This is a genomic window from Caballeronia sp. ATUFL_F1_KS4A, from assembly GCF_023630905.1.
In the GTDB taxonomy this organism is placed as follows: domain Bacteria; phylum Pseudomonadota; class Gammaproteobacteria; order Burkholderiales; family Burkholderiaceae; genus Caballeronia; species Caballeronia zhejiangensis.
In genome coordinates, this window is the sequence record NZ_JALQEB010000011.1 from 36,407 (window position 1) to 59,408 (window position 23,002).

Genomic DNA, 23,002 nt, shown 5'->3' on the forward strand with positions numbered 1-23,002 from the left:
CACCGCTGTGGCGCGCCGCGCGGCCGGCTTTGCGGCTCAATGCAACTGACGATAAATCTGCTGCGCGAGCGCGAGCGAAATGCCTTCGACGCTCGCCAGGTCCTCGACGCTCGCCGCCTGCACGCCGCGCAATCCGCCAAAACGCGACAGGAGCCGCTGACGCCGTTTCGCGCCGACGCCTTCCAGTTCCTCCAGCCGCGAAGTCTGGCGCGCCTTTGCCCGCTTCGCGCGCATCCCGGTGATGGCGAAGCGGTGCGCCTCGTCGCGGATCTGCGCGACGAGCATCAGCGCCGCGCTTTCCTTGCCGAGTTCGAGCGCGGCGCGGCCGTCGGCGAACACGAGCGTCTCCAGGCCGACCTTGCGCCCTTCTCCTTTCGCTACGCCTACCAGCATGCCGTGATCCAGACCCAGCTCGGAGAACACCTGCCGCGCGATTTCCACCTGGCCCTTGCCGCCGTCGATCAGCACGATGTTCGGCAGCGTGCCGCCCGCCGCGACCGGTTCGGCGCCATCGGGCGTGACGTTGGGATCGGCGGCATCGTCGGGTTGCAGAGTCGCGGCTTCATCGTTGGCGTTCGCGGCGGCCTGCGCGACCATCTTCTCGTATCGGCGCGTGAGCACCTGCCGCATCGCGGCGTAATCGTCGCCCGGCGTGATGCCGGTGATGTTGTAGCGCCGGTATTCGCCCGACTGCATCTTGTGATGGTGATACACGACGCACGATGCCTGCGTCGCCTCGCCCATCGTATGGCTGATGTCGAAGCACTCGATGCGCAGTTGCGCGAGATCGTCCATCTCCATGGACAGCGTGTCCGCGAGCGCGCGCGTGCGCGCCTGCTGCGAACCCTGTTCCGACAATAGGCGCGCGAGCGCGAGCTTGGCGTTGTTCTCGGCCATCGAGAGCCACGCGCGCTTTTGCCCTTGCGGCTGACGCAGCAGCGTGACCTTGTGCCCCGCCTGCTCGATCAGCAGATCGACGAGCTCGCGGCTCGACGGCGCATGACTCACGACGAGCACCGGCGGCACGCGATTGCCGATGTAATGCTGCGCCATGAAGGCTTCCAGCACTTCGGATTCCAGCGAGCTTTCGCGTGGCTCTTCGGACTCGGTTTCGGTTTCCGTTTCGGTGGGCGCATCTACCGTTTCGTTGGCATCCGCAAGCTCGTCTTCGTCGCCGAGCGCCATCGCGCTTTCGACGTGCGCCGGGAAATACGCCTTGTCGCCCAGATGCCGGCCGCCGCGCACCATCGCGAGATTCACGCATACCTTGCCCCCGAGCGCGACGACCGCGAGGATATCGACATCGCTCTCGCCACCGACTTCGATCGCCTGCTGATGCAGCACGGTCGACAGCGAGCTCATCTGATTGCGCACCGCCGCGGCCTGTTCGAACTTGAGATCCGCGGCGAACGCGTGCATCTTCTGCTCGAGCTCCTTCATCACCTCGCCCTGACGCCCGAGCAAAAAGCGCGACGCATTCGACACGTCGCGCGCGTAATCCTCTTCGTTGATCAAGCCGGTGCACGGCGCGGTGCAGCGCCCGATCTGATGCAGCAAACACGGCCGCGTGCGGTTGTTGAACACCGAGTCCTCGCAGGTGCGCAACTGGAAGACGCGCTGCAGGATCTGGATGCTCTCGCGCACCGCCCACGCGCTCGGAAACGGGCCGAAATACTGGTTCTTCTTGTCGACCGCGCCGCGGTAATACGCCATGCGCGGAAACTTGTGGCCGGTGAGCTTGAGAAACGGATACGACTTGTCGTCGCGAAAAAGGATGTTGTAGCGCGGCGCGAGCGCCTTGATCAGATTGTTTTCGAGCAGCAGCGCTTCGGCTTCCGAGCGCGTGACGGTCGTCTCGATCTTGCGGATGCGCGTGACCATCATCGCGATGCGCGGCGAATGCAGCGTCTTCGTGAAGTAGCTCGACACGCGTTTCTTCAGATTGCGCGCCTTGCCGACGTAGAGCACGTTGCCGTCGCCGTCGTAGTAGCGGTACACGCCGGGCAGATGCGGCAATTGCGCGAGCGTCGTTTTCGGGTCGAAATCCGGTTGGAGGGCGTCGGTGTCAGTCATGCAGCAAGGGGACGAAAGGCATCGGCACGACGGTGAGCCGTGCCTGGAGCGTTATCTTAGAATCGCCAGTTTAGAACATTAAACCGCGCGCCTTCGTCCTCATGACTACGCTTGCCGCCAATCAGGAACTCGCCTGCGACATCTTCTGCGCGGTCGTCGACAATTTCGGCGACATCGGCGTGTGCTGGCGTCTCGCGCGGCAGTTGCACGCGGAGCACGGCTGGCGCGTGCGTCTTTTCGTCGACGATCTGACTGTCTTTCACGCGCTCTGCCCCGACGTCGATGCGACGCTGCCGCGCCAGGAGGCGATGGGCATCGCGATCGAGCACTGGCGCGAGCCTGCGCATGCGGGCGACACGCTTGCCATCGCCGATGTCGTGATCGAGGCGTTCGCGTGCGAATTGCCGCATGCGTACATCGCCGCGATGGCACGCCGCGATCCGAAGCCGGTCTGGATCAATCTCGAATATCTGAGTGGCGAGGATTGGGTCGCCGATTTCCACATGCGCCCGTCGCCGCATCCGCGCTATCCGCTCGACAAGAGCTTCTTCTTTCCCGGGCTCGGCAAGGGCACGGGCGGCGTGCTGAAGGAACGCGATCTCGACGCGCGCCGCGAGCGCTTCGATGCGAACGCGTGGTGGCGCGAGCGCGTCGGGATCGAGCGGCCGGGCGGCGAACATACGGTCGTGTCGCTGTTCGCATATGAGAATCCGGCGGTCGACGCGCTCCTCGCGCAATGGCGCGACGGCGATGTGCCCGTCGTGCTGCTCGTTCCCGAAGGCCGCATCTCGGGCGCGGTCGCACGCTTTTTCGACGTGCCGAACTTCATCGCCGGCACGACGGCGCGCGCCGGCGCGCTGGAGGCGCACGCGCTCGGCTTCGTCGAGCAAACGCGTTTCGACGAGCTGCTCTGGGCCGCCGACATCAACTTCGTGCGCGGCGAGGATTCGTTCGTGCGCGCGCAATGGGCGATGAAGCCCTTCGTCTGGCACATCTACCCGCAAGCCGACGACGCCCATCTGCCCAAGCTCGACGCCGCGCTCGCGCATTACACGCGCACGCTCGATCCGTCCGCGCGCGAGGCGGCCGCACGCTTCTGGCACGCGTGGAATGGCGTGGGCGTTCCCGACTGGGCGGACTTTTGGGCGCATCGGCGAGAATGGGAGCGCCGCGCCGTGAAGTGGGCGAAGGAACTCGCGGGCATCGGCGATCTGGCCGGCAATCTCGCCGCCCATGTGGCCTCGCGAATCAGCAGACGAAACTCGCGCTGACGCGTTTCCGGAGCGCCAATCGACTGGCCAAACAAGCAAAAACTCAGTTAAAATAAGCGGTTATCCGAGGAAGCAAGGCGCAGTTCGTCCAGTTTTGCGCCGCGAAGATCAAGCCATTTGCTCAAGCCGTTCGCGGCAGATCCCTCGTTAGCCCGAACACTCGCACGGCGGCGGCATAAAACCGAGGCACCGCCGCCGTCGGATCGATTCATTTCAGGCATTCAAGCCAAATCCATTCGTACAGGACCCAGTTTTATGAAGACCGCACAAGAACTCCGCGTCGGCAACGTCGTCATGATCGGCAACGATGCCATGGTCGTGCAGCGCGCCGAGTACAACAAGTCGGGCCGCAACGCCGCGGTCGTGAAGATGAAGTTCAAGAACCTGCTGACGGCAGCGGGCATGGAAACCGTCTACAAGGCTGACGACAAGTTCGACGTCGTCGTGCTCGATCGCAAGGAAGTGACGTACTCGTACTTCGCCGATCCGATGTACGTCTTCATGGACGCCGACTACAACCAGTTCGAAGTCGAAGCCGAAATGATGGGCGACGCGCTCAACTACCTCGAAGACGGCATGGCGTGCGAAGTCGTGTTCTACAACGAAAAGGCCATCTCGGTCGAACTGCCGACCACGCTGGTTCGGGAGATCGTCTACACGGAACCGGCCGTCAAGGGCGATACGTCGTCGGGCAAGGTGCTGAAGACCGCCAAGCTGAACACCGGCTTCGAACTGCAAGTGCCGCTCTTCTGCAACATCGGCGACAAGATCGAAATCGACACCCGCACGAATGAATATCGCAGCCGCGCGTAAGCCTTACGCCGCTGTGTCGTAAGCCGAACGGCCGGTGCAGCGCACCGCCCGATCGGTTCAAAAAAGCGCCCCATCGCGGGCGCTTTTTCTTTTGCATGAATTTTTTGACAATTTCAGGCAAACTTTACCGGTCGCGCCCCGATACGCTCCACCGCCGATTCCCCCAGCCGCCCGCGCTGGCCCCGCGTGCGCGACGCACATCGGAAAAATTAACTGCCTGGCACGGTTTCTGCTCGGTCAACCAGATCAAGATTTCCAAGCCGACATGCAAAGCACGCCTTTCATCCGGAGCAGGTTTCTGATCGTCGCGGCGCTCGCATTGCCCGCCTTTGCTCTCATCGCCGGCTGCAAGTCGAGTCCGGCGACATCGGCGAATGCGAACACCGGCGGCGAAATCGCAACCGACGACGCTGCGCTCGCCGCTCGCGTGAAAGCCGCGCTCGCCGCCGATCCGCAGTTGAAGCCATTGCCGGTGAGCGTCGCGACGTATCGCGGCGTCGTGCAGTTGTCGGGATACGCAGATTCGGAGGTGCAGATTCAGAAAGCGCTGGCCGTGGCGCGCAGTGTCCCGGGCGTGCAGTCGGTCAGCAACGAACTGCATCTCAGACCGCAATGACGCGCTTGCAGCACAACGATGCCGAACGAGTTACGCAGGACAAAAAACCGCAGCGGGGTACGCGCCGAACGCCGGAAAGCGGCGCGGTATTCCGCCCACGACACGCCCGATCCCACGCGGAAACGGCGCATTACAGTCCACTTTGATACGTTGGTCCGCCATGCCACACGCACTGATTGTCGAAGACGATCCCAATAGCCTCTCCGGCCTGTCCGCGATCCTCACGGCAGACGGCTTTTCCGTCGATACCGCGACGACGCTCGCCGAGGCGCGCTCCGCGCTGACCCGCTTCATCCCCGATGTCGTGCTGATCGACCTGAATCTGCCGGACGGCAGCGGTCTCGACTTGTTGCCGAGCCTGCCCTCGCAACCGCCCGATGGCGCGCTGCCGGTCATCGTGATGACAGGGAATGCGACGGTGGAAAGCGCGATCGAAGGCTTGCGACACGGCATCTGGGACTATCTGCTGAAGCCCGTGAACATCCCGCGCTTGCGCAGCTTGCTTGCGCGCATTCCGCGGCCGTACGAGCTCACCGAGGAAGTCCAGTCGCTGCGAACGACGCTGCGCGATCTCGGCCATTTCGGCGACATGATCGGCCGCAGCGCAGCGATGCAGCACGTCTACGATCTGATCGAGCACACCGCGCCGACCGAAGCCGCTGTGCTGATCTGCGGCGATCCGGGCACGGGCAAGAAGATCGCGGCGCGCACGATCCATCAATTGAGCCGCCGTCGCAAAGGCCCGTTCGTCACGTTCGATTGCTCCGCGAGCCGCCAGGCGCCCGACGGCACGCAGCGCTCGATGGAAAGCATTCTCTTCGGCCATGAGCGCAACGCCTTCGCGGGCGCCGAGAACCGCGAGCCGGGTCTGCTCGAACAGGCGGGCGGCGGCACGCTGTTCCTCGACCAGATCGATTTGCTGCCCGCCGCGCAACAGGAAGCGCTCCTGCGCGCGCTCGATTCGCAGACGTTCATGCGCGTCGGCGGCAGCAATCGAATCATGACGGACTTCCGCCTGATCGCCGCGTCCCGCACGCCGATGCGCGAAGCCGTCGCGAGCGGCGCGATGCGCGAGGATCTGTTTCAGCGTCTGTCGGCGTCGTCGATCATGCTGCCGCCGCTCGCCGATCGCGACGACGACATCGCGCTGATCGCCGAAACGCTCGTCGACGAATTGAACCGCGAGAATCACATCACCGGAATCACGAGCGGCTCGCCGAAGCGTATCAGCCCGGCGTTTATCCGCGAGTGCATCGCGACCGAATGGCCCGGCAACGTGCGCGAGCTGCGCGAGCGCGTGCGGCGCGCGTATCACGCGTCGGGCGAGACGATCGAGACATTGCGCGTCGATGAGCCGGGCGGCCTCGGCGGTCGCGGTCTCAACGGCAGCAGCGTGCAGGTGACGGTCGGCACCGCGCTCGCGGACGTCGAGGACATGCTGATTCGCGCGACGCTCGAAGCGGTCGGTGGCACGCGTCACCGCGCGGCGACGCTGCTCGGCATCAGCCCGAAGACGCTCTACAACAAGCTGCAGCGGATGAAGCTGGAATCGTCCTGATTTCACCTGCCACAAAAAAACGCCACGAGATCCGTGGCGTTTTTCGTTTACCCGAGCATCTCTTTGACGAGCGCGCGCGCCGCCTGATATTCGGCCTGCGCCTGCAGCTTGCTCCAGCGCAGCGCCTTGCCGCGCGGACGCATCTGCTTGAGACGCTGCGCCGACGCCTTCGGCGGCGTATAGCGCAACTGCTCCAGCACCTTGCCCGCCTCTTCCGGCTGATTGCAGATCAGCGCCATGTCGCAGCCCGCCGTGAGCGCGGCCGTCGCGGCCTCGGTGAGCGTGCCGCCCGCGCGCGCGGCTTCCATCGACAGATCGTCGCTGAAGATCGCCCCGTTGAAGCCGAGCCTACCGCGCAGGATGTCCTGCAGCCAGATGCGCGAGAATCCCGCCGGTTTGTCGTCGACCTTCGTGTAAATCACATGCGCCGGAATCACCGACGCCAGCGACATGCCGAGCCAGTCGTACGGGCGCACATCGGCGGCGAGGATCTCGTCGAGCGTGCGATCGTCGGTCGGCAGCGCGACGTGCGAATCGGCTTCGGCGAAACCATGACCCGGAAAATGCTTGCCGCAGTTCGCCATGCCCGCGAGCGCGAGGCCGTGATTCAGGCTCTTCGCGAGCATTGTCACGACGCGCGGATCGGCGTGAAAGGCGCGATCGCCGACCACTTTCGACTGTCCGTAGTTCAGATCGAGCACCGGCGTGAAGCTCATGTCGATGCCGCACGCGCGCAACTCCGACGCGAGCACGTAGCCGAACGCGGTCGCCGCCTTCGTCGCGGCGAGCACGTCCTTGTCCCACAGCTCGCCGAGCTTGCCCGGCGCGGGCAGCACGGTGAAGCCGTCGGTGCGAAAACGCTGCACGCGGCCACCTTCGTGATCGACGGCGATCAGGATGTCATCGCGCACCGCGCGGATCGCATCGGTCAGCGCGACGAGTTGCGCGCGGTCGGTGAAATGCCGCGCGAAGAGAATGATGCCGCCCGTCATCGGATGCGTGATGCGTTCGATATCCGCGTCGGAGAGCGTCGTGCCGGCGACGTCGAACATGACGGGGCCGAGAGTGCGTTTCATCGGATTCAATTGGCTTTTAGTCTTGGTTGGATTGAATTCAGGATTGGCCGGGCGCGCTGTCGGCCACTTCCGCGATCACGAACGACACCGCGTAATCGCGCTCGTCGCTGACCGTGACTTTCGCCGTGATGCCGCGTTGCTCGAGCCATTGCGCGAGTTCGCCGGAGGCCGCGATCATCGGCTTGCCGCTCGGCTCGTTGAGCGTCTGCAGCGCGCGCCACGTCATCGGCCAGCGCATGCCGAGGCCGATCGCCTTCGAGAACGCTTCCTTGGCCGAAAAGCGCGTCGCGAGAAACGCGAGACCGCGCACTTCCGAACGCGCATTGCGCGCGTGGTAGACGCGCAGTTCGTCGGGGCCGAGCACCTTTTCGGCGAAGCGGCCCTTGGTGCGTCTCATGACCGCCGCGACGCGGCTCACCTGCACGACGTCCGTGCCAATTCCGTAGATCGTCATGATGTGCCCGCTCAGCGCGCGTTGGCCGACGCGAGACGCGACGCGACCATGATCGCCTTCATCTCGCGCACGGCGTTGTCCCAGCCCGCGAAGATCGAATGCGCGACGATCGCATGTCCGATGTTCAGCTCGACGATGCCCGGCAGCGCCGCGATCGCCTGCACGTTGGTGTAGTGCAGGCCGTGGCCCGCGTTCACCTTCAGCCCGAGCGCGTTGCCGACATCGACGCTCGCCGCGACGCGCTCGAATTCGCGTTGCTGTTCGGCTTCGTCGTGCGCTTCGGCATATCGGCCCGTGTGCAGTTCGATGACGGGCGCGCCGGCCTCTTTCGCGGCGCGAATCTGCGTCTCGTCAGGATCGATGAAAAGCGACACGCGCGCGCCCGCGTCGGCGAGTTGCCTGCACGCGGCCTTGACCTCTTCGAAGCGGCCCGCGACATCGAGGCCGCCTTCAGTCGTCACTTCCTGACGCTTTTCCGGCACGAGACAGACGTCGTGCGGCTTGATCTCGCACGCGATGTCGAGCATCTCGCGCGTCACCGCGCATTCGAGGTTCATGCGCGTTTTGAGGAGCGGACGCAGCGTGCGCACATCGGCATCGACGATATGACGGCGATCCTCGCGCAGATGCAGCGTGATGGCGTCCGCGCCCGCTTCCTCGGCGGCGAGCGCCGCGCGGATTGGATCGGGATACGACGTGCCGCGCGCGTTGCGCAACGTGGCGACGTGATCGATGTTCACGCCCAGATCGATCACATTCGCAGGCGATGTGAGAAAGAAGCTCATAGTTTTTGCAGGTCGATCAATATCTGACGGGTGGCGAGCGGCGTGCCGCCCAGGTAGTGATTCAGCAGAAAGCGCATCAGCGTCTTGCTCTGCGCGGCGGTCTGCGGATTCGTGTAGTCGTCGCGCTCCATGTCGATGAGCGTTTGCCCCGAAATCATCGGCCATTGCGCCGGAAGATCGTCCGACGCCTCGCGCACGCCGCGGTCTGGATCGAAGACATAGCGGGCGTCGGCGAGGACCGGCTGGCGTGTCACCGTGCGCACGAGATTCATCGCGTAGCCGGTTTCGCGCAGCAGCACGCATTCGAATGAACGCAACACCTGAGCGGCGGGTTCGTCGTGCGCGAGGCGCGAGAGCGTCAGCACGTAATGGTTGAAGAGCGCCGGATGCGCGTCCTCGCGGGCGCAGAACTTCACCAGCAATTCATTGACGTAGAAGCCGCATAGCAACGCGTCGCCGGCGAGCGGCAACATGCCGCCGACCCATTCGGCGGTCGTCAGCGTGCGGACTTCGCCCTTGCCGGTCCACGAAAGTCCCAGCGGCTGAAACGTCTGCAATACGCCGCGCAGCGCGGAATGCGGACGCTTCGCGCCCTTCGCGACGAGCGCGACGCGCCCGTGATCGCGCGAGAACACGTCGATGATCAGACTCGTCTCGCGATACGGATAACTGTGCAGCACGAATCCCGGCTGCTCGGCGACGCGAAAATCCGAACGCGGCTTTCTCGGCGCAGACTCGGCATCGGATGTCGATGACGGCGCCGCGCGCCGCCGCTTTGGCACGGCGCGCGCGGCCGGGCGCTCTTCCGCGTCGAAATCGTCGTCGGGACGATCATCGGCGGGCGGAATCATCCGGGCGTCGTTCGGGCCGTCGTCCATGCATCACTCGTAGCCGTACGCGCGCAGGCCCGCTTCGTTGTCCGCCCAGCCGCTCTTCACCTTGACGAAGGTTTCGAGATACACGGGACCGTCGAAGAGCTTCTCCATGTCGAGCCGCGCCTCGGTGCTGATCTGCTTCAGCTTCGCGCCCTTCTGGCCGATGATCATCGCCTTGTGCATGTCGCGATCGACGAGAATCGTCGCGAACACGCGGCGCAGACGCCCTTCGGTCTCGAACTTGTCGATGAGCACCGTGCTCGTGTACGGCAGTTCGTCGCCGGTCCAGCGGAACACCTTCTCGCGCAGAATTTCGGCGGCGAGGAAGCGTTCGCTGCGATCGGTCAGATCGTCCTCGCCGTAGATCGGCTCGCCTTCCGGCAGATACGGCTTCACGACCGACAAGAGGCGCTTGATGTCGTCGACGTTTTTCGCCGACAGCGGCACGATCTCGCGGAAGTCCCGCAAGGCCGACATCTGCTGCATGAAGGGAAAGAGCGAACTCTTGTCGCCGACGCGATCCAGCTTGTTTGCGATCAGCAAAGTCGGCGTGCCGGTCGGGATCAGATCGAGCACCTTTTGGTCGTCCGGACCGAAGCGGCCCGCTTCGATCACGAAGAGAATCGCATCGACGGACGTGAGCGTCGACGTCACCGCGCGGTTCAGCGAGCGATTCAGCGCGCCGCTGTGACGTGTCTGGAAACCGGGCGTGTCGACGAAAATGTACTGCGCGTCGTCGAACGTGTTGATGCCGGTGATGCGGTGGCGCGTCGTCTGCGCCTTGCGCGAGGTGATGCTCACCTTCTGGCCGACGAGCGCGTTCATGAGCGTCGACTTGCCGACGTTAGGACGGCCGACGATCGCGACCATGCCGCAGCGGAAACCGGAAGAAGTAGGAGCGTTCATAGATGTGTGCGGCAAGAAGTCGTTGGGGCGCGGGGGCGCGATGTGCGCTCGATGCGCGCGTCAGTGACCGGCGTCGGCGGCGCGCACGACGCGGCCCGCGGGCGCATCCGCGGCGGCGCTGTTGCGCGTGCCGGCGTCGTCGTCGCGTTCGTCGGACGGCGCGGGCTTGTCCGCATTCGCGCTGCGTTCGGACGTTTGCGTCGCATCGCTTTTCGCCGCTTTCTCCGGCCGGTGAATGACGGCGCGTTCGGGCTTGTCGGCGGCTGCGTAAGCGCCCGCCGACGGCTCGACGTGCGTCGCGCGAATCACGGCGAGCGGCGCGGTGGCCGGGCGTTCCTGCGGCGCCTGCTGCGTGCCGTGCGGTGCATGTTGACGCTCGCGACGATCGGGCGACCGCAGATCGAGCGCCGCCTGAATGCCGGTGACGCCGGGCACCACTTCGGGCTCGACCTGCTTCGCCGCGCGCGCGCCCTTGCGCTTCGGCTTCATGCCGAGCGTCGGTGCAGCGGCCATCACTTCGTCGAGCGCCTTCTTCGCGGCAGCCTGCTCGGCGGCGCGGCGGCTCGCGCCGGAACCGGACACTTTCACGTCGAGTTTCGGCACCGTGCATTCGACTTCGAACTGCTGATTGTGCGCGGCGCCGTGCGTTGCGATAACGGTGTAAGTCGGCAACGCGATCTTGTGGCCCTGGAGATATTCCTGCAGAAGCGTCTTCGCATCCTTGCCGATGGTGCGCGGATCGATGTGATCGAGCACCGGCGTGTACAGCCGCTTGATGACGGTGAAAGCGGCGTCGAAACCGCCGTCGAGGAAGATGGCGCCGAAGATTGCTTCGAGCGTGTCGGCGAGAATCGACGGACGGCGAAAGCCGCCGCTGCGCAATTCGCCTTCGCCGAGCCGCAGGCCTTCGGACACGTTCAACGCCTGCGCGATTTCGTAAAGCGACTGCTGTTTGACCAGATTCGCGCGCACGCGCGACAGGTCGCCTTCGTCGAGTTTGCTGAATCGTTGGAACAAAAGCGCGGCCACCACGCAATTTAGAACGGAATCGCCGAGAAATTCGAGCCGTTCATTGTGCGTGGCGCTGTGACTGCGGTGGGTCATCGCCTGGCGCAGCAATTCCGCATTGCGAAATTCGTACCGCAGCCGGCTTTCCAACGGAGAAGATGGCATGGAGAGAGTATAACGCGGGCGCGCGGGCGGACGATTCCGCCGGACCGCGCCGGAAAACGCGTGGCGAGACGGTGTTAGCCGCGCTTCTTCACGCCGTTTCGAAGCTTGTTTTAAGAATGAGCAACGCCGGCTGTCTCAGGAGACGAGCCGGCGTGATGTGTGTTCACTGGAAAGCGCCGATGCGCTTGAGATTGCTGAAGTTCATCCAGATGAAGAAGGCGCGCCCGACGATGTTCTTGTCCGGCACGAAGCCCCAGTAGCGGCTGTCCGCGCTGTTGTCGCGGTTGTCGCCCATCATGAAGTAGTTGCCCGGCGGGACTTTGCACGTCACGCCCTGAGCGTTGTAATTGCAGTTGTCGCGGAACGGGAAATCGTCCGCGCCGACGATGAACGGCGGCACTTGCGGATTGTTCAGGATCGCGTTCTTGCGGCCGTCGAGATCTTCCTCGAACTGCTTCGCGTAACCGATGCGCTCGTCGTCGAAATAATCGGGCAGCGGCGTCTCCGGCACCGGCTTGCCGTTGATCGTGAGCTTCTTGTCTTCGTACGCGACGGTATCGCCCGGCAGGCCGATCACGCGCTTGATGTAGTCGACCGATTCGTCCTTCGGATAGCGGAACACGACGACATCGCCGCGCTTGAGCGGGCTGCCGTCGGTCATCTTCGTGTTCGTGATCGGCATGCGCAGGCCGTATTCGTACTTGTTCACGAGGATGAAGTCGCCGACGAGCAGCGTCGGCACCATCGAGCCGGACGGAATCTTGAACGGCTCGATGATGAACGAGCGCACGACGAATACCGCGAGAATCACCGGGAAGAAGCTCGCCGTGTATTCGAGCCACCACGGCTGGCGCAGCTTGTCGTCGTGCAGGCGGGCGCGCGTCTGCGGGGCGTTTTCATCGGCGAAACGCTCGCCGACGCGCTCCTGCTGGCGATCGAACTCGGCCACCGCGGCATCGGCGGCGCGGCGCCGTTGCGGCAGAAACACCAGCTTGTCGAGCACCCAGGCAATACCCGTCAATACGACGAGGATCAAAAGAATCAATGCGAAATTCATCAATCGCTTCCGGTTGTTATCGTTGTTTGCTTCGCAGTGCGCGCGTTACTCGTCGACCCGCAGAATCGCCAGGAAAGCCTCTTGCGGGATTTCGACAGAGCCGACCTGCTTCATGCGCTTCTTGCCGGCCTTCTGCTTCTCGAGCAGCTTCTTCTTGCGCGAGATGTCGCCGCCGTAGCACTTCGCGAGCACGTTCTTGCGCAGCGCCTTGATGTTCTCGCGCGCGATGATGTTCGAGCCGATGGTCGCCTGGATCGCCACGTCGTACATCTGACGCGGAATCAGTTCGCGCATCTTCGACGCCACTTCGCGGCCGCGATGCTGGCTCTGCGAACGGTGCACGATGACCGACAGCGCATCGACCTTGTCGCCGTTGATGAGCATGTCGACCTTGACGACATCCGCCGCGCGATATTCCTTGAACTCGTAGTCCATCGACGCATAGCCGCGCGACGTCGACTTCAGGCGGTCGAAGAAGTCGAGCACGATTTCCGCCATCGGGATTTCGTAGGTCAGCTGCACCTGACGGCCGTGATACTGCATGTTGATCTGCGAGCCGCGCTTGGCCGTACACAGCGTGATGACGGAGCCGACATATTCCTGCGGCATATACAGATTCACGGTGACGATCGGCTCGCGCACTTCCTCGATCTTCTGCGGCTCCGGCATTTTCGCCGGATTCTCGACCATGATGGTCGTGCCGTCGCGCTGCTCGACCTCATAGATCACCGTCGGCGCGGTGGTGATGAGGTCCATGTCGAATTCGCGCTCGAGACGCTCCTGCACGATTTCCATGTGCAGAAGGCCGAGGAAGCCGCAACGGAAACCGAAGCCGAGCGCCTGCGACACTTCCGGCTCGAACTGCAGCGACGCGTCGTTGAGCTTCAGCTTTTCGAGCGATTCGCGCAGCGCGTCGTACTGATTCGCCTCGACCGGATAGAGCCCCGCGAACACCTGCGGCTTCACTTCCTTGAAGCCCGGCAGCGGCTCGGTGGCCGGACGGCTCGCGACCGTGACGGTATCGCCCACTTTCGCGGCCGTCAGTTCCTTGATGCCCGCGATCACGAAGCCCACCTGCCCCGCCGACAATTGCGCGAGATTCGTCGACTTCGGCGCGAACACGCCGACATGCTCGACCGGGTATTGCGCGCCGGTCGCCATCATCTTGATCTTGTCCTTCGGCTTGAGCGTGCCGTTGACGATACGCACCAGCATCACGACGCCGACGTAGTTGTCGAACCACGAGTCGATGATGAGCGCCTGCAGCGGCGCGTCCGGATCGCCCTCGGGCGGCGGCACTTTCGCGATCAGCGATTCGAGCACGTCCTCGACGCCGAGACCCGTCTTCGCGCTGCAATGGACGGCGTCCGCGGCCTGAATGCCGATCACGTCCTCGATTTCCGCGATCGCGTTTTCGGGGTTCGCGGCCGGCAGATCGATCTTGTTGAGCACCGGCACGACTTCGACGCCGAGTTCGATGGCCGTGTAGCAGTTCGCCACCGTCTGCGCTTCGACGCCCTGCGACGCATCGACGACGAGCAGCGCGCCTTCGCACGCGGAGAGCGAGCGGCTGACTTCGTAGGAGAAGTCGACGTGCCCCGGCGTATCGATCAGGTTGAGGTTATAGACGCGGCCGTCGCGCGCCTTATAGGTCAGCGCCGCGGTCTGCGCCTTGATCGTGATGCCACGTTCGCGCTCGAGGTCCATCGAATCGAGCACCTGCGCTTCCATCTCACGGTCGGACAGGCCGCCGCACAACTGGATGATGCGGTCAGCGAGCGTCGACTTGCCGTGGTCGATGTGCGCGATGATCGAGAAGTTACGAATATGATCCATTCAGTGCCGATCGTGCCAAAAAAAGCGAAAAAGGCGCGCCCTCACCAACGCGGAGCACGCCTTGAAAATTTGGGGAAAACTTGAGCATTTTAGCCGAAAACGGGGGTGCCCCGGCGGATTTCGCCTGCGCCGCCCTCACCGACCGCGCGCGAGCAGCGCTGCGTGTACCGCGTCAGCGTCGAGCCGGTACTGGCACAGCTCGACGCCATCGAGCGCCAGAACCGGCACGCGTTCGTCGTAGCGCGCTTCGAGCAGCGGATCTTCGTCGATGTCGATCCATTCGATCGGAATGCCGTGTTGCGCGGCGATTGGCTCGAGTTCGGCCCGCATGTCCTCGCACAGATGACACCAGGCGCGCCCGTACAGAATGAAGGCCGCGCCTGGCTTCGACGTCATCGCGCTTATTTCTGCGCCGGCACGCGCGGGCGCACCGGCACGAACTGCGTGTTGTCGCCGCGACGCACGAGAATCGCGACCATCTTGCTCGCGTCGAGGCCCTGCGCGACTTCCTGGAACTGCTTGGCGCTCGTGATATCCGTATCGCCGATACGCATGATGATGTCGCCCTTCTGGAAGCCCGCGCGTGCCGCCGGTCCCTCGACGGCATCGACCTGAACGCCGCTCGACAGCTTGAGCGCCTTCTTTTGATCTGCCGGAATGTCGCTCACCGCCATGCCGAGCGAATTGCTCGCGCGCTCCTTCGGCTGCGGCGGTTTCTTCTGCTCGGTCTTCGCGACCTTGTCCGGCTGCATTTCGGCGACCGTGATCGACAGATCGCGCGTCTGGCCCTTGCGCCAGATCGTGAGCGTGGTCTTCGTGCCGGGCTTCGTATCGCCGACCATGCGCGGAAGATCGGTCGCGGTCTCGACGTTCTGACCGTTGAACTTGAGGATGATGTCGCCTGGCTGCACGCCGGCCTTGTCGGCTGGCCCGCCCGATTCGACGCTCGACACGAGCGCGCCCTGCGCTTTCGGCAAGCCCAGCGAATCCGCGACGTCCTTCGTCACTTCGCCGATCGCCACCGCGATGCGCCCGCGCACCACCTTGCCCGACGTCTTCAGCTGATCGGCGACGCGCATGGCTTCGTCGATCGGGATCGCGAACGAGATGCCCATGAAACCGCCCGTGCGGCTGTAAATCTGCGAATTGATACCGATCACCTCGCCCGCCATGTTGATGAGCGGACCGCCCGAGTTGCCCGGATTCACGGCGACATCGGTCTGGATGAACGGAAGGTAATCGCCCGTATCGCGCCCCTTCGCGCTGACGATGCCCGCGGTCACGGTGTTGTCGAGGCCGAACGGCGAACCGATTGCGAGCACCCACTCGCCGACGCGCACCTTGTTCGAATCGCCGATGGTGATCGCCGGCAGGTTCGATGCGCTGATCTTGACGACGGCCACGTCCGTGCGCTCGTCGACGCCGACGAGACGCGCCTTGAATTCGCGCTTGTCCGTGAGTGTGACGTAGATGGTGTCGGCATCGTCGACGACGTGTGCGTTGGTCATCACGTAGCCATCGGTCGACAGGATGAAGCCCGAGCCGACGCCACTGCTCTGCTCCGAGTTGTCCTGGTTGTCGTCGGGCGCGTTGCGGCTGCCGCCCTTGCCCTGATCGCCCTGACTTCCGCCGCCGTTATTTCCGCCGCCGCCACCTCCACGAGGCGGCTGACCCGGCATCGGAATGCCGAAGAAGCGTCGGAAGAATTCCGACATGTCGCCTTCATCGAGACCGGGCGGCAGGCCGCGCAGATCGCTGCCCGAACCGACGCGCGAGGTCGTGCGAATGTTCACGACCGAGGGCCCCACCTTGTCGACGAGCGTCGTGAAGTCCGGCAGGTTCACCGTGGGCACCGCTGACGCAGATTGCGATACGAACGGCAGGCACACGGCGAGCGCCGCGGCCGCGATGAACTTGCGCAGCGAGAAGTTGCTCATAGGTTGGAGGCCGGGATCTGGATTACTTGGAAGGCTTGTATTCTATGGTAGAAGCAAATTGCTGCAATGTGGCTTGCGGCACTTCACCCAGCAAGGTGATCCAGAAATCCCCGCGGCGCTTCACCAGAACGTGCGTCGCTCCGCTATTGCCCGCGCCTTCCTTGCGCGTATTTTTCTCCACCGGCTCGACGAAAACCGAGATCGTCGCGAGGCCGTCGGAGAACACGGCCTGATCGACCGGAATCGGCGGCTGGCCTTGCTGGCTCGACGCCATCGGACGGCGCAACTCGCGAATCTTGCGAAAGCCCGCGATAGTCGGCGTCAGTTGCCAGCCCTGCGCTTCCATGTCGACCGGCTGCACGGGCGGCCGCACGACGGTCCAGCCCGACGTGTTGCGAATGCCGTTCGCGATCGGCGCCTTGTCGATCGGCCCGCCAATACGCACCTGAGAGAAAGAAAGCTGCTCGAGGACTTGCCCGTCCGGATCGAGCGTTTGCGCGCGCAGCAGCAAGCCGGTTTTCGCATCGGCCCACAGCTTGTAGGCAAAACGATAGGAATCTTTCGGATCGAGCTCCAGCACCTGGCTTTCGATCCCCGCGACGCGGTCCGTGCCCAACAGCTTCGGATCGTAGACGGAAAGCACCTGATCGCCACTCGTCGACAACAGCGCCGGGAACGAATCCCGGTTCTGCCGATGCTCGACCACGAGCAGATGACGCTCCGGCACGAAGGTGAACATGTCGTCGTCGTGACGCAGCATCTTGCGCGGCGCGCCGTCGAGACTTTCGAGCGATTCGTATTCGCCGTCACCGCGCGTGGCGACGTGCGTAATGCGCGACGACTGCACCGTCGCGCCACGCTGGTAGACGAACGTGCCCTCGTAATTCTGCTGCTGGGCCGCTTCGTGGATGCGGTTGAGCAGAGTGGCGGCTGTCTTGCGGGCGGTGGCGGGATCGTCTCCCTGAGCGAACGAGCTCGTTGCCGCCGTCAACAGCGCGGCTGCGCAGAGCATCAATGCCGGCAGCCGCCCCCAATATCTTGTTTTATTCAACCGCACACTCAGCATCAAATTATTGGCCTTGCGTTATAGCCGCCGCGCGAATCAGGGGCATCGAACCGGGCATCGCGGGCTGCTGGGAGAACTGCTGATGCGCTTCGAGATACTGATCGAGATTCGCGTCGCGGATGATGTTCGCTTCGACGATCGGCGTACGCGTGGTCACCGCGGGCACCGACGCGAGCGCCACCCGCTGCATCGACGAATCCGCCGGCGCGACGCTCGCCACCTGCGCGCCCGAGTTGCGATCGACGCCTTGCAGCTGCGGCACGACGATCCATGTCAGCGTAGCGGCCGCCGCGGCAACCGCGAAGGCCGGCATCACGCGACGGCGCAACATGCCGCCCCGCGCTTTCGTCGTCACGCCCGGCAATGCAGCCGGCGCGAGTACGTGCGCCTCAGCTTCGAAACGTTCGGAGAATGCGGCCATGAACGCGCTGCTGCGCGCCGGGCTGACCGCGAGATCGTCGGAGCGCAAGGCGTCGCCGATCAGGTGATATTCCGACCACGCCGCGCGTTCGTCGCCTTTCAGATCCGCGAGAAACTGGCTGATGCTGCCAATTTCGCCGAGCGCTTCGCCGTCGACGAAAGCCGACATGCGCTCGCCGCGCGAACCCGCCTGTGTTTGATTCTGCACCGAGACCGACCCCATGATGCTCCCCATCTTTGACCACACCCCGTTGTGACACCACCAACCCAGATATCGCGTCCCTGCCCCGAGGGTTTTCGCCGCCTACCAGCGTTTGCCTTCGGGAGTGTCCAACAACGGACGCAATTTTGCCGCAATGGCTTCGCGAGCACGAAAAATTCTCGATCTGACGGTGCCGATCGGGCAATCCATCATTTCGGCGATTTCCTCGTAGCTCAGTCCTTCAATCTCCCGAAGCGTGATGGCGGTGCGCAATTCCTCGGGCAGCAACGCCATCGCGGCGTTGACAGTCTGAGCGATCTGCTTGCTCATCAACATCGACTCGGGCGTGTTGATATCCCTTAGTTGGTCCGCGTCGGAGAAAGTTTCCGCTTCTTCTGCATCGGCTTCGGTAGAAGTGGGAGCGCGGCGGCCCTGAGTTGCAAGATAGTTTTTTGCCGTATTGACAGCAATGCGGTATAGCCAGGTGTAAAACGCCGATTCGCCGCGAAATTGCGGCAGCGCGCGGTAGGCCTTGATGAAGGCGTCCTGGGCGACGTCCTCGACCTCGGCGGGGTCGCGCACGAGGCGCGAGATCAGTCGAATGATCTTGCGGTGGTATTTGGCGACCAGCAGTTCGAACGCGGCCTTGTCACCCTTCTGGACACGTTCGACCAGCAATTGGTCGATTTCTTTTTCACTCACCTGGGAAATCCGATTAGCTTGGGGAAGTTGCGCGGACGGCTATTGTAGCGTTACCGCCTGTAAGGCTACCGGAACGCTCATGCGCCGTTACAGTCGTTACAGGTGGGACGCTGCGGCGCGGCGAGCCTGGACCGAGAGCTGGCGGAAGGTGTCGGCATCGACGGAATCGGCCGCGACGACGAGCGTTTCGCGCCGCCCGCGCGTATCGCAAAGCGTCAACGCGATGAGGCGTCCGCTCCATTGCGCGCACCCAGCGATGCTCGTGTGGCGCATCTCGCCGCTTCGGTTCCAGATCGTGATGCCGTCGGGAAGAAGGCCAATCGCCGATGGCTGGGCGTTCATCCACCGGTACGACGCCAGCCCGAGCACCGCCAGCGCCGCTGCGCAAGCCACGGCGGCGTGCCCCGCGTGCTCCGCATGCGCGAAAACGCACTGGAACACCGACGCTCCCGCAACGGCTACGAAGCCGAGCATTGCGCCCCGCAAGAAACGCGACGGCCGCATCGCGACGCCTGCGTCACGATGCGGCCGATTCACACACACGCTCGCCATATGGATCCCCGTGATGACGAGCGCGCCGAGCTCAGTGGCGCTTGAAGACGAGCGAGCCGTTCGTGCCGCCGAAGCCGAACGAGTTCTTGACCGCCACGTCGATCTTCATCTCCCGCGCGGTGTTCGCGCAGTAGTCCAGGTCGCACTTCGGATCCTGATTGAAGATGTTGATGGTCGGCGGCGACACCTGATTGTGGATCGCCAGCACGGTGAACACCGACTCCAGGCCGCCCGCGCCGCCCAGCAGGTGGCCGGTCATCGACTTGGTGGAGTTCACGACGACCTTCTTCGCCTGATCGCCGAGCGCACGCGTGATGCCGATCGTCTCCGCGATGTCGCCGAGCGGCGTCGACGTGCCGTGCGCGTTGACGTAGTTCACTTCATCGGGATTGATGCGCGCGTTCTTCATCGCGTTGACCATCGCGCGGCGGCCGCCGTCGCCGTCTTCCGGCGGCGCGGTCATGTGATACGCGTCGCCGCTCATGCCGTAGCCGAGCACTTCCGCGTAGATCTTCGCGCCGCGCTTCTTCGCGTGCTCGTACTCTTCGAGCACCATCACGCCCGCGCCTTCGCCGAGAACGAAACCGTCGCGGTCGGTGTCCCACGGACGGCTCGCCGTCGCGGGATCGTCATTGCGCTGCGAGAGCGCGCGCGCTGCCGCGAAACCGCCGATGCCGAGCGGGGAAACCGTGGCTTCCGCGCCGCCCGCGATCATGACGTCCGCGTCGCCGTATTCGATCAGTCGCGACGCCTCGCCGATGCAGTGCAGGCCGGTGGTGCAGGCCGTGACCATCGACAGATTCGGGCCTTTCAGACCGAAGCGGATCGAAAGATGGCCGGAGATCATGTTGATGATCGACGCCGGCACGAAGAACGGCGAAATGCGGCGCGGGCCGCGATTGAGCAGTTCGGTTTGCGTGACTTCGATCATCGGCAGACCGCCGATGCCCGAGCCGACCACGACGCCCACGCGCTCCGAGTTTTCATCGGTGATTTCGAGGCCGCTGTCCTGCATGGCCTGCACGCCCGCGGCGAAACCATAATGGATGAACGTATCCATATGGCGCGCCTCTTTGGCGGGCATGTAGTCTTCGATATTGAAGCCCTTCACCTCACCGGCGAAACGCGTGGAAAAGTTCGTCGCGTCGAACTTCGTGATATTGGCGATGCCCGACTTGCCCGCGACCAGATTGGCCCAGCCGTCGGCAACAGTATTGCCGACAGGCGATACGAGCCCAAGGCCTGTAACAACAACTCGACGACGGCTCACGGTAACCCCTTATCCATAGAATGACGAAAAACAAAAGCCACAGCGGCCACAGGAAACCGCCCTGTGTGCCCTGTGGCTGTCAAATCGGTTTGCAGCGACGATGCATCGAGCTGATTGACGATGAGTCGCTGGCGCGTCCGGCCTTAGGCCTTGACGTTGGCGCGCGCGTAGTCAATCGCTTGCTGAACTGTGGTGATCTTTTCGGCCTCTTCATCGGGAATTTCCATGCCGAATTCGTCTTCCAGCGCCATGACGAGTTCGACCGTATCGAGCGAGTCAGCGCCCAGATCGTTCACGAACGAAGCTTCGTTCTTGATTTCGGCTTCCGCCACGCCCAGTTGTTCGGCGACGATCTTCTTCACGCGCTGTTCGATGTTGTCCATGCAGCCCTCCGAGGGGAAAAAAGTTCAAAAATACAAGTGCGCGCATTTTATCAGGTTTGGACCCGCAAAATACGACGCGTCAGTTCCATGCTCCACCGTGTCCTGCCCTTCATCAAGAGGGCGGCGGCCGGCATTGCATCGATTCTTCACTGCCGCGCGAAAGCGGTACGCACGTTGCTCCTTCGAGCATTTTGCGCGCCCGTTCCGGCGCGGATATTAAGCGAAATTCTGCGAAATGCCTATTAAGGCCTTACATGTACATGCCGCCGTTCACATGCAGCGTCGTGCCGGTGATGTAACCGGCGAACGGCGAGGCCAGGAATGCCACAGCATGCGCGATATCTTCGGGCGCGCCCAGTCGGCCAAGTGGGATAGACGCGGTGAGCGCGGTGCGCTGCTCTTCCGGCAGAACCTTGGTCATGTCGGTGTCGATGAAACCGGGCGCGATGCAGTTCACGGTAATGCCACGGCTGCCGATCTCACGCGCGAGCGCGCGCGTCATGCCGGCGACGCCAGCCTTTGCCGCCGCGTAGTTGGCCTGGCCAGGATTGCCCGACGAACCCACCACCGACGTGATGTTGATGATGCGGCCGCCGCGCGCCTTCATCATCGGGCGCAGCACCGCGCGCGAAAGACGGAACACCGCGCGCAGGTTCGTATCGATGACGGCGTCGAACTCGTCGTCCTTCATCCGCATCGCGAGCTGATCCTTCGTGATGCCCGCATTGTTGACGAGCACGTTCAGCCCGCCGAATTCCTTGACGATGCCGTCGATGAATGCATCCGCCGCGGCGGCGTCGTTCACGTTCAGCACCGCGCCACGGCCCTTGCCGCCCGCTTGCTGCAACGCTTCGCTGATGCCCGCAGCACCGCTTTCGCTCGTCGCCGTGCCGATGACCGTCGCGCCCTGCTTCGCGAGTTCGAGCGCGATCGCGCGTCCGATGCCACGCGACGCGCCCGTGACGATTGCTACCTGGTTTTGCAGATTCATGTTGTTCGTCCTTAGCCAGCGATCAGTTTGCGCGTTTCTTCGAGCGATGCCGGATCGAAGATCGAGCCGCCGACGAGATTACCGTCGATACGCTTCGTCAGGCCCGCGAGCACCTTGCCCGGACCGCATTCGATGACGTGCGTGATGCCGTCTTTCGCCATCGCCTGCACGCACTCGACCCAGCGCACCGGACCGGCGGCCTGACGCACCAGCGCGTCCTTGATCGCGGCGGGATCGGAGACGATCGCGACATCGACGTTATTGATCAGCGGAATCTGCGGCGCCTTCACTTCGACCTTGGCGAGATAGTCGCGCAACTGATCCGATGCGGGCCTGAGCAGCGAAGAGTGGAACGGCGCGGAAACCGGCAGCGGCAGCGCACGCTTCGCGCCCTTCGCCTTCGCCACCTCGCACGCTTTCTCGACGGCCGCCTTCGAACCGGCGATGACCACCTGCGCCGGCGCATTGAAGTTCACCGCTTCGACGACGCCCGCCGACGAGGCTTCAGCGCACACGGCGCGCACGGTGTCGTCGTCGAGGCCGAGGATCGCGGCCATGCCGCCTTCGCCGACCGGCACCGCGTTCTGCATCGCCTGCGCGCGAAAACGCACGAGCGGCACGGCGTCCGCGAACGCGAGCGCGCCCGCCGCGACGAGCGCGGTGTATTCACCGAGGCTGTGACCAGCGACGAGCGCAGGCTTCAGGCCCGTTTCCTTTTCCCACACGCGATAAATCGCATACGCGGCCGTCAGCATGACGGGCTGCGTGTTCGTCGTCAGGTTCAGCTCTTCTGCCGGGCCTTCGGCGATCAGCTTGCCGAGATCCTGGCCGAGCGCGTCGGAAGCCTGCTGTACGGTCTCGCGCACGATCGCGTGATCGGCGAATGCGTTGAGCATGCCGATGGACTGCGAGCCTTGTCCGGGGAAAACGAACGCAAATTTCATATCGTCCTCGTTGATTGGAATGATCCGCGATGTCCTCATGGA

At 63.8% G+C, this 23,002-nt stretch carries 23 protein-coding genes; 4 read left to right on the forward strand and 19 right to left on the reverse strand.

Annotated features, from left to right (window positions below):
* Window positions 1-36: 36 nt before the first annotated feature.
* Window positions 37-2,073 (reverse strand): excinuclease ABC subunit UvrC, encoded by a 2,037-nt coding sequence (uvrC, locus tag NCS03_RS10040; protein ID WP_008342073.1) that lies wholly within the window; start codon window positions 2,071-2,073, stop codon window positions 37-39.
* A gap of 101 nt (window positions 2,074-2,174) precedes the next feature.
* Between uvrC and earP the strand changes: the two genes are divergently transcribed.
* The 4 genes from earP to NCS03_RS10060 all read left to right on the forward strand — a co-directional run bounded on the left by earP (window position 2,175) and on the right by NCS03_RS10060 (window position 6,331).
* Complete coding sequence (gene earP, locus NCS03_RS10045) at window positions 2,175-3,344, forward strand: elongation factor P maturation arginine rhamnosyltransferase EarP (protein ID WP_250529115.1); 1,170 nt, start codon at window positions 2,175-2,177, stop codon at window positions 3,342-3,344.
* Window positions 3,345-3,599: 255 nt separating this feature from the next.
* Window positions 3,600-4,157, forward strand: a complete 558-nt coding sequence (gene efp / locus NCS03_RS10050) for an elongation factor P (protein ID WP_008342076.1) — start codon at window positions 3,600-3,602, stop codon at window positions 4,155-4,157.
* A gap of 265 nt (window positions 4,158-4,422) precedes the next feature.
* Complete coding sequence (locus NCS03_RS10055) at window positions 4,423-4,773, forward strand: BON domain-containing protein (protein WP_008342078.1); 351 nt, start codon at window positions 4,423-4,425, stop codon at window positions 4,771-4,773.
* 160 nt (window positions 4,774-4,933) lie between these two features.
* Window positions 4,934-6,331, forward strand: a complete 1,398-nt coding sequence (locus tag NCS03_RS10060; protein WP_250529116.1) for a sigma-54-dependent transcriptional regulator — start codon at window positions 4,934-4,936, stop codon at window positions 6,329-6,331.
* Between the two features lie 47 nt (window positions 6,332-6,378).
* Here NCS03_RS10060 and nagZ read toward each other — a convergent pair whose 3' ends face one another.
* The 18 genes from nagZ to fabD all read right to left on the reverse strand — a co-directional run bounded on the left by nagZ (window position 6,379) and on the right by fabD (window position 22,960).
* Window positions 6,379-7,407 (reverse strand): beta-N-acetylhexosaminidase, encoded by a 1,029-nt coding sequence (gene nagZ, locus NCS03_RS10065; RefSeq protein WP_250458317.1) that lies wholly within the window; start codon window positions 7,405-7,407, stop codon window positions 6,379-6,381.
* Window positions 7,408-7,444: 37 nt separating this feature from the next.
* The gene (acpS, locus tag NCS03_RS10070) at window positions 7,445-7,861 is read right to left on the reverse strand and encodes a holo-ACP synthase (protein ID WP_250458316.1); all 417 of its coding nucleotides are present in this window, start codon (window positions 7,859-7,861) and stop codon (window positions 7,445-7,447) included.
* 11 nt (window positions 7,862-7,872) lie between these two features.
* Window positions 7,873-8,646, reverse strand: a complete 774-nt coding sequence (gene pdxJ, locus NCS03_RS10075; RefSeq protein ID WP_175980375.1) for a pyridoxine 5'-phosphate synthase — start codon at window positions 8,644-8,646, stop codon at window positions 7,873-7,875.
* Window positions 8,643-9,524, reverse strand: a complete 882-nt coding sequence (gene recO, locus NCS03_RS10080; RefSeq protein WP_250434955.1) for a DNA repair protein RecO — start codon at window positions 9,522-9,524, stop codon at window positions 8,643-8,645. Before recO ends, pdxJ begins: the two co-directional genes overlap by 4 nt.
* A gap of 3 nt (window positions 9,525-9,527) precedes the next feature.
* On the reverse strand, window positions 9,528-10,427 hold the full coding sequence (gene era / locus NCS03_RS10085) for a GTPase Era (RefSeq protein WP_008342088.1): 900 nt from the start codon (window positions 10,425-10,427) through the stop codon (window positions 9,528-9,530).
* A 60-nt stretch (window positions 10,428-10,487) separates the two neighbouring features.
* The gene (rnc, locus tag NCS03_RS10090; RefSeq protein ID WP_033537089.1) at window positions 10,488-11,600 is read right to left on the reverse strand and encodes a ribonuclease III; all 1,113 of its coding nucleotides are present in this window, start codon (window positions 11,598-11,600) and stop codon (window positions 10,488-10,490) included.
* 163 nt (window positions 11,601-11,763) lie between these two features.
* The gene (gene lepB / locus NCS03_RS10095) at window positions 11,764-12,657 is read right to left on the reverse strand and encodes a signal peptidase I (protein ID WP_250458315.1); all 894 of its coding nucleotides are present in this window, start codon (window positions 12,655-12,657) and stop codon (window positions 11,764-11,766) included.
* Between the two features lie 45 nt (window positions 12,658-12,702).
* On the reverse strand, window positions 12,703-14,493 hold the full coding sequence (gene lepA, locus NCS03_RS10100) for a translation elongation factor 4 (RefSeq protein WP_008342093.1): 1,791 nt from the start codon (window positions 14,491-14,493) through the stop codon (window positions 12,703-12,705).
* Between the two features lie 135 nt (window positions 14,494-14,628).
* Window positions 14,629-14,889: a glutaredoxin family protein gene (locus tag NCS03_RS10105; RefSeq protein ID WP_008342094.1), complete on the reverse strand. Its 261-nt coding sequence runs from the start codon at window positions 14,887-14,889 to the stop codon at window positions 14,629-14,631.
* A 5-nt stretch (window positions 14,890-14,894) separates the two neighbouring features.
* Window positions 14,895-16,430 carry a DegQ family serine endoprotease gene (locus tag NCS03_RS10110; protein WP_034473529.1) on the reverse strand — a complete coding sequence of 512 codons (1,536 nt, stop codon included), beginning with the start codon at window positions 16,428-16,430 and terminating at the stop codon, window positions 14,895-14,897.
* Window positions 16,431-16,452: 22 nt separating this feature from the next.
* Window positions 16,453-17,496: a MucB/RseB C-terminal domain-containing protein gene (locus tag NCS03_RS10115; protein WP_008342097.1), complete on the reverse strand. Its 1,044-nt coding sequence runs from the start codon at window positions 17,494-17,496 to the stop codon at window positions 16,453-16,455.
* Window positions 17,497-17,500: 4 nt separating this feature from the next.
* A complete protein-coding gene (locus NCS03_RS10120; protein WP_008342099.1) occupies window positions 17,501-18,139 on the reverse strand; it encodes a sigma-E factor negative regulatory protein in 639 nt (212 codons plus the stop codon).
* Between the two features lie 81 nt (window positions 18,140-18,220).
* Window positions 18,221-18,820, reverse strand: coding sequence for an RNA polymerase sigma factor RpoE (gene rpoE, locus NCS03_RS10125; protein WP_008342103.1), 600 nt, complete (start codon window positions 18,818-18,820; stop codon window positions 18,221-18,223).
* 96 nt (window positions 18,821-18,916) lie between these two features.
* The gene (locus NCS03_RS10130) at window positions 18,917-19,372 is read right to left on the reverse strand and encodes a protein YgfX (RefSeq protein WP_350029357.1); all 456 of its coding nucleotides are present in this window, start codon (window positions 19,370-19,372) and stop codon (window positions 18,917-18,919) included.
* Between the two features lie 31 nt (window positions 19,373-19,403).
* Window positions 19,404-20,642 (reverse strand): beta-ketoacyl-ACP synthase II, encoded by a 1,239-nt coding sequence (fabF, locus tag NCS03_RS10135; RefSeq protein ID WP_008342106.1) that lies wholly within the window; start codon window positions 20,640-20,642, stop codon window positions 19,404-19,406.
* Window positions 20,643-20,785: 143 nt separating this feature from the next.
* Window positions 20,786-21,025: an acyl carrier protein gene (gene acpP, locus NCS03_RS10140; protein ID WP_004197638.1), complete on the reverse strand. Its 240-nt coding sequence runs from the start codon at window positions 21,023-21,025 to the stop codon at window positions 20,786-20,788.
* A 250-nt stretch (window positions 21,026-21,275) separates the two neighbouring features.
* Window positions 21,276-22,016: a 3-oxoacyl-ACP reductase FabG gene (gene fabG / locus NCS03_RS10145; protein ID WP_034473531.1), complete on the reverse strand. Its 741-nt coding sequence runs from the start codon at window positions 22,014-22,016 to the stop codon at window positions 21,276-21,278.
* A gap of 11 nt (window positions 22,017-22,027) precedes the next feature.
* Window positions 22,028-22,960, reverse strand: a complete 933-nt coding sequence (fabD, locus tag NCS03_RS10150; RefSeq protein WP_250478763.1) for an ACP S-malonyltransferase — start codon at window positions 22,958-22,960, stop codon at window positions 22,028-22,030.
* Window positions 22,961-23,002 lie beyond the last annotated feature (42 nt).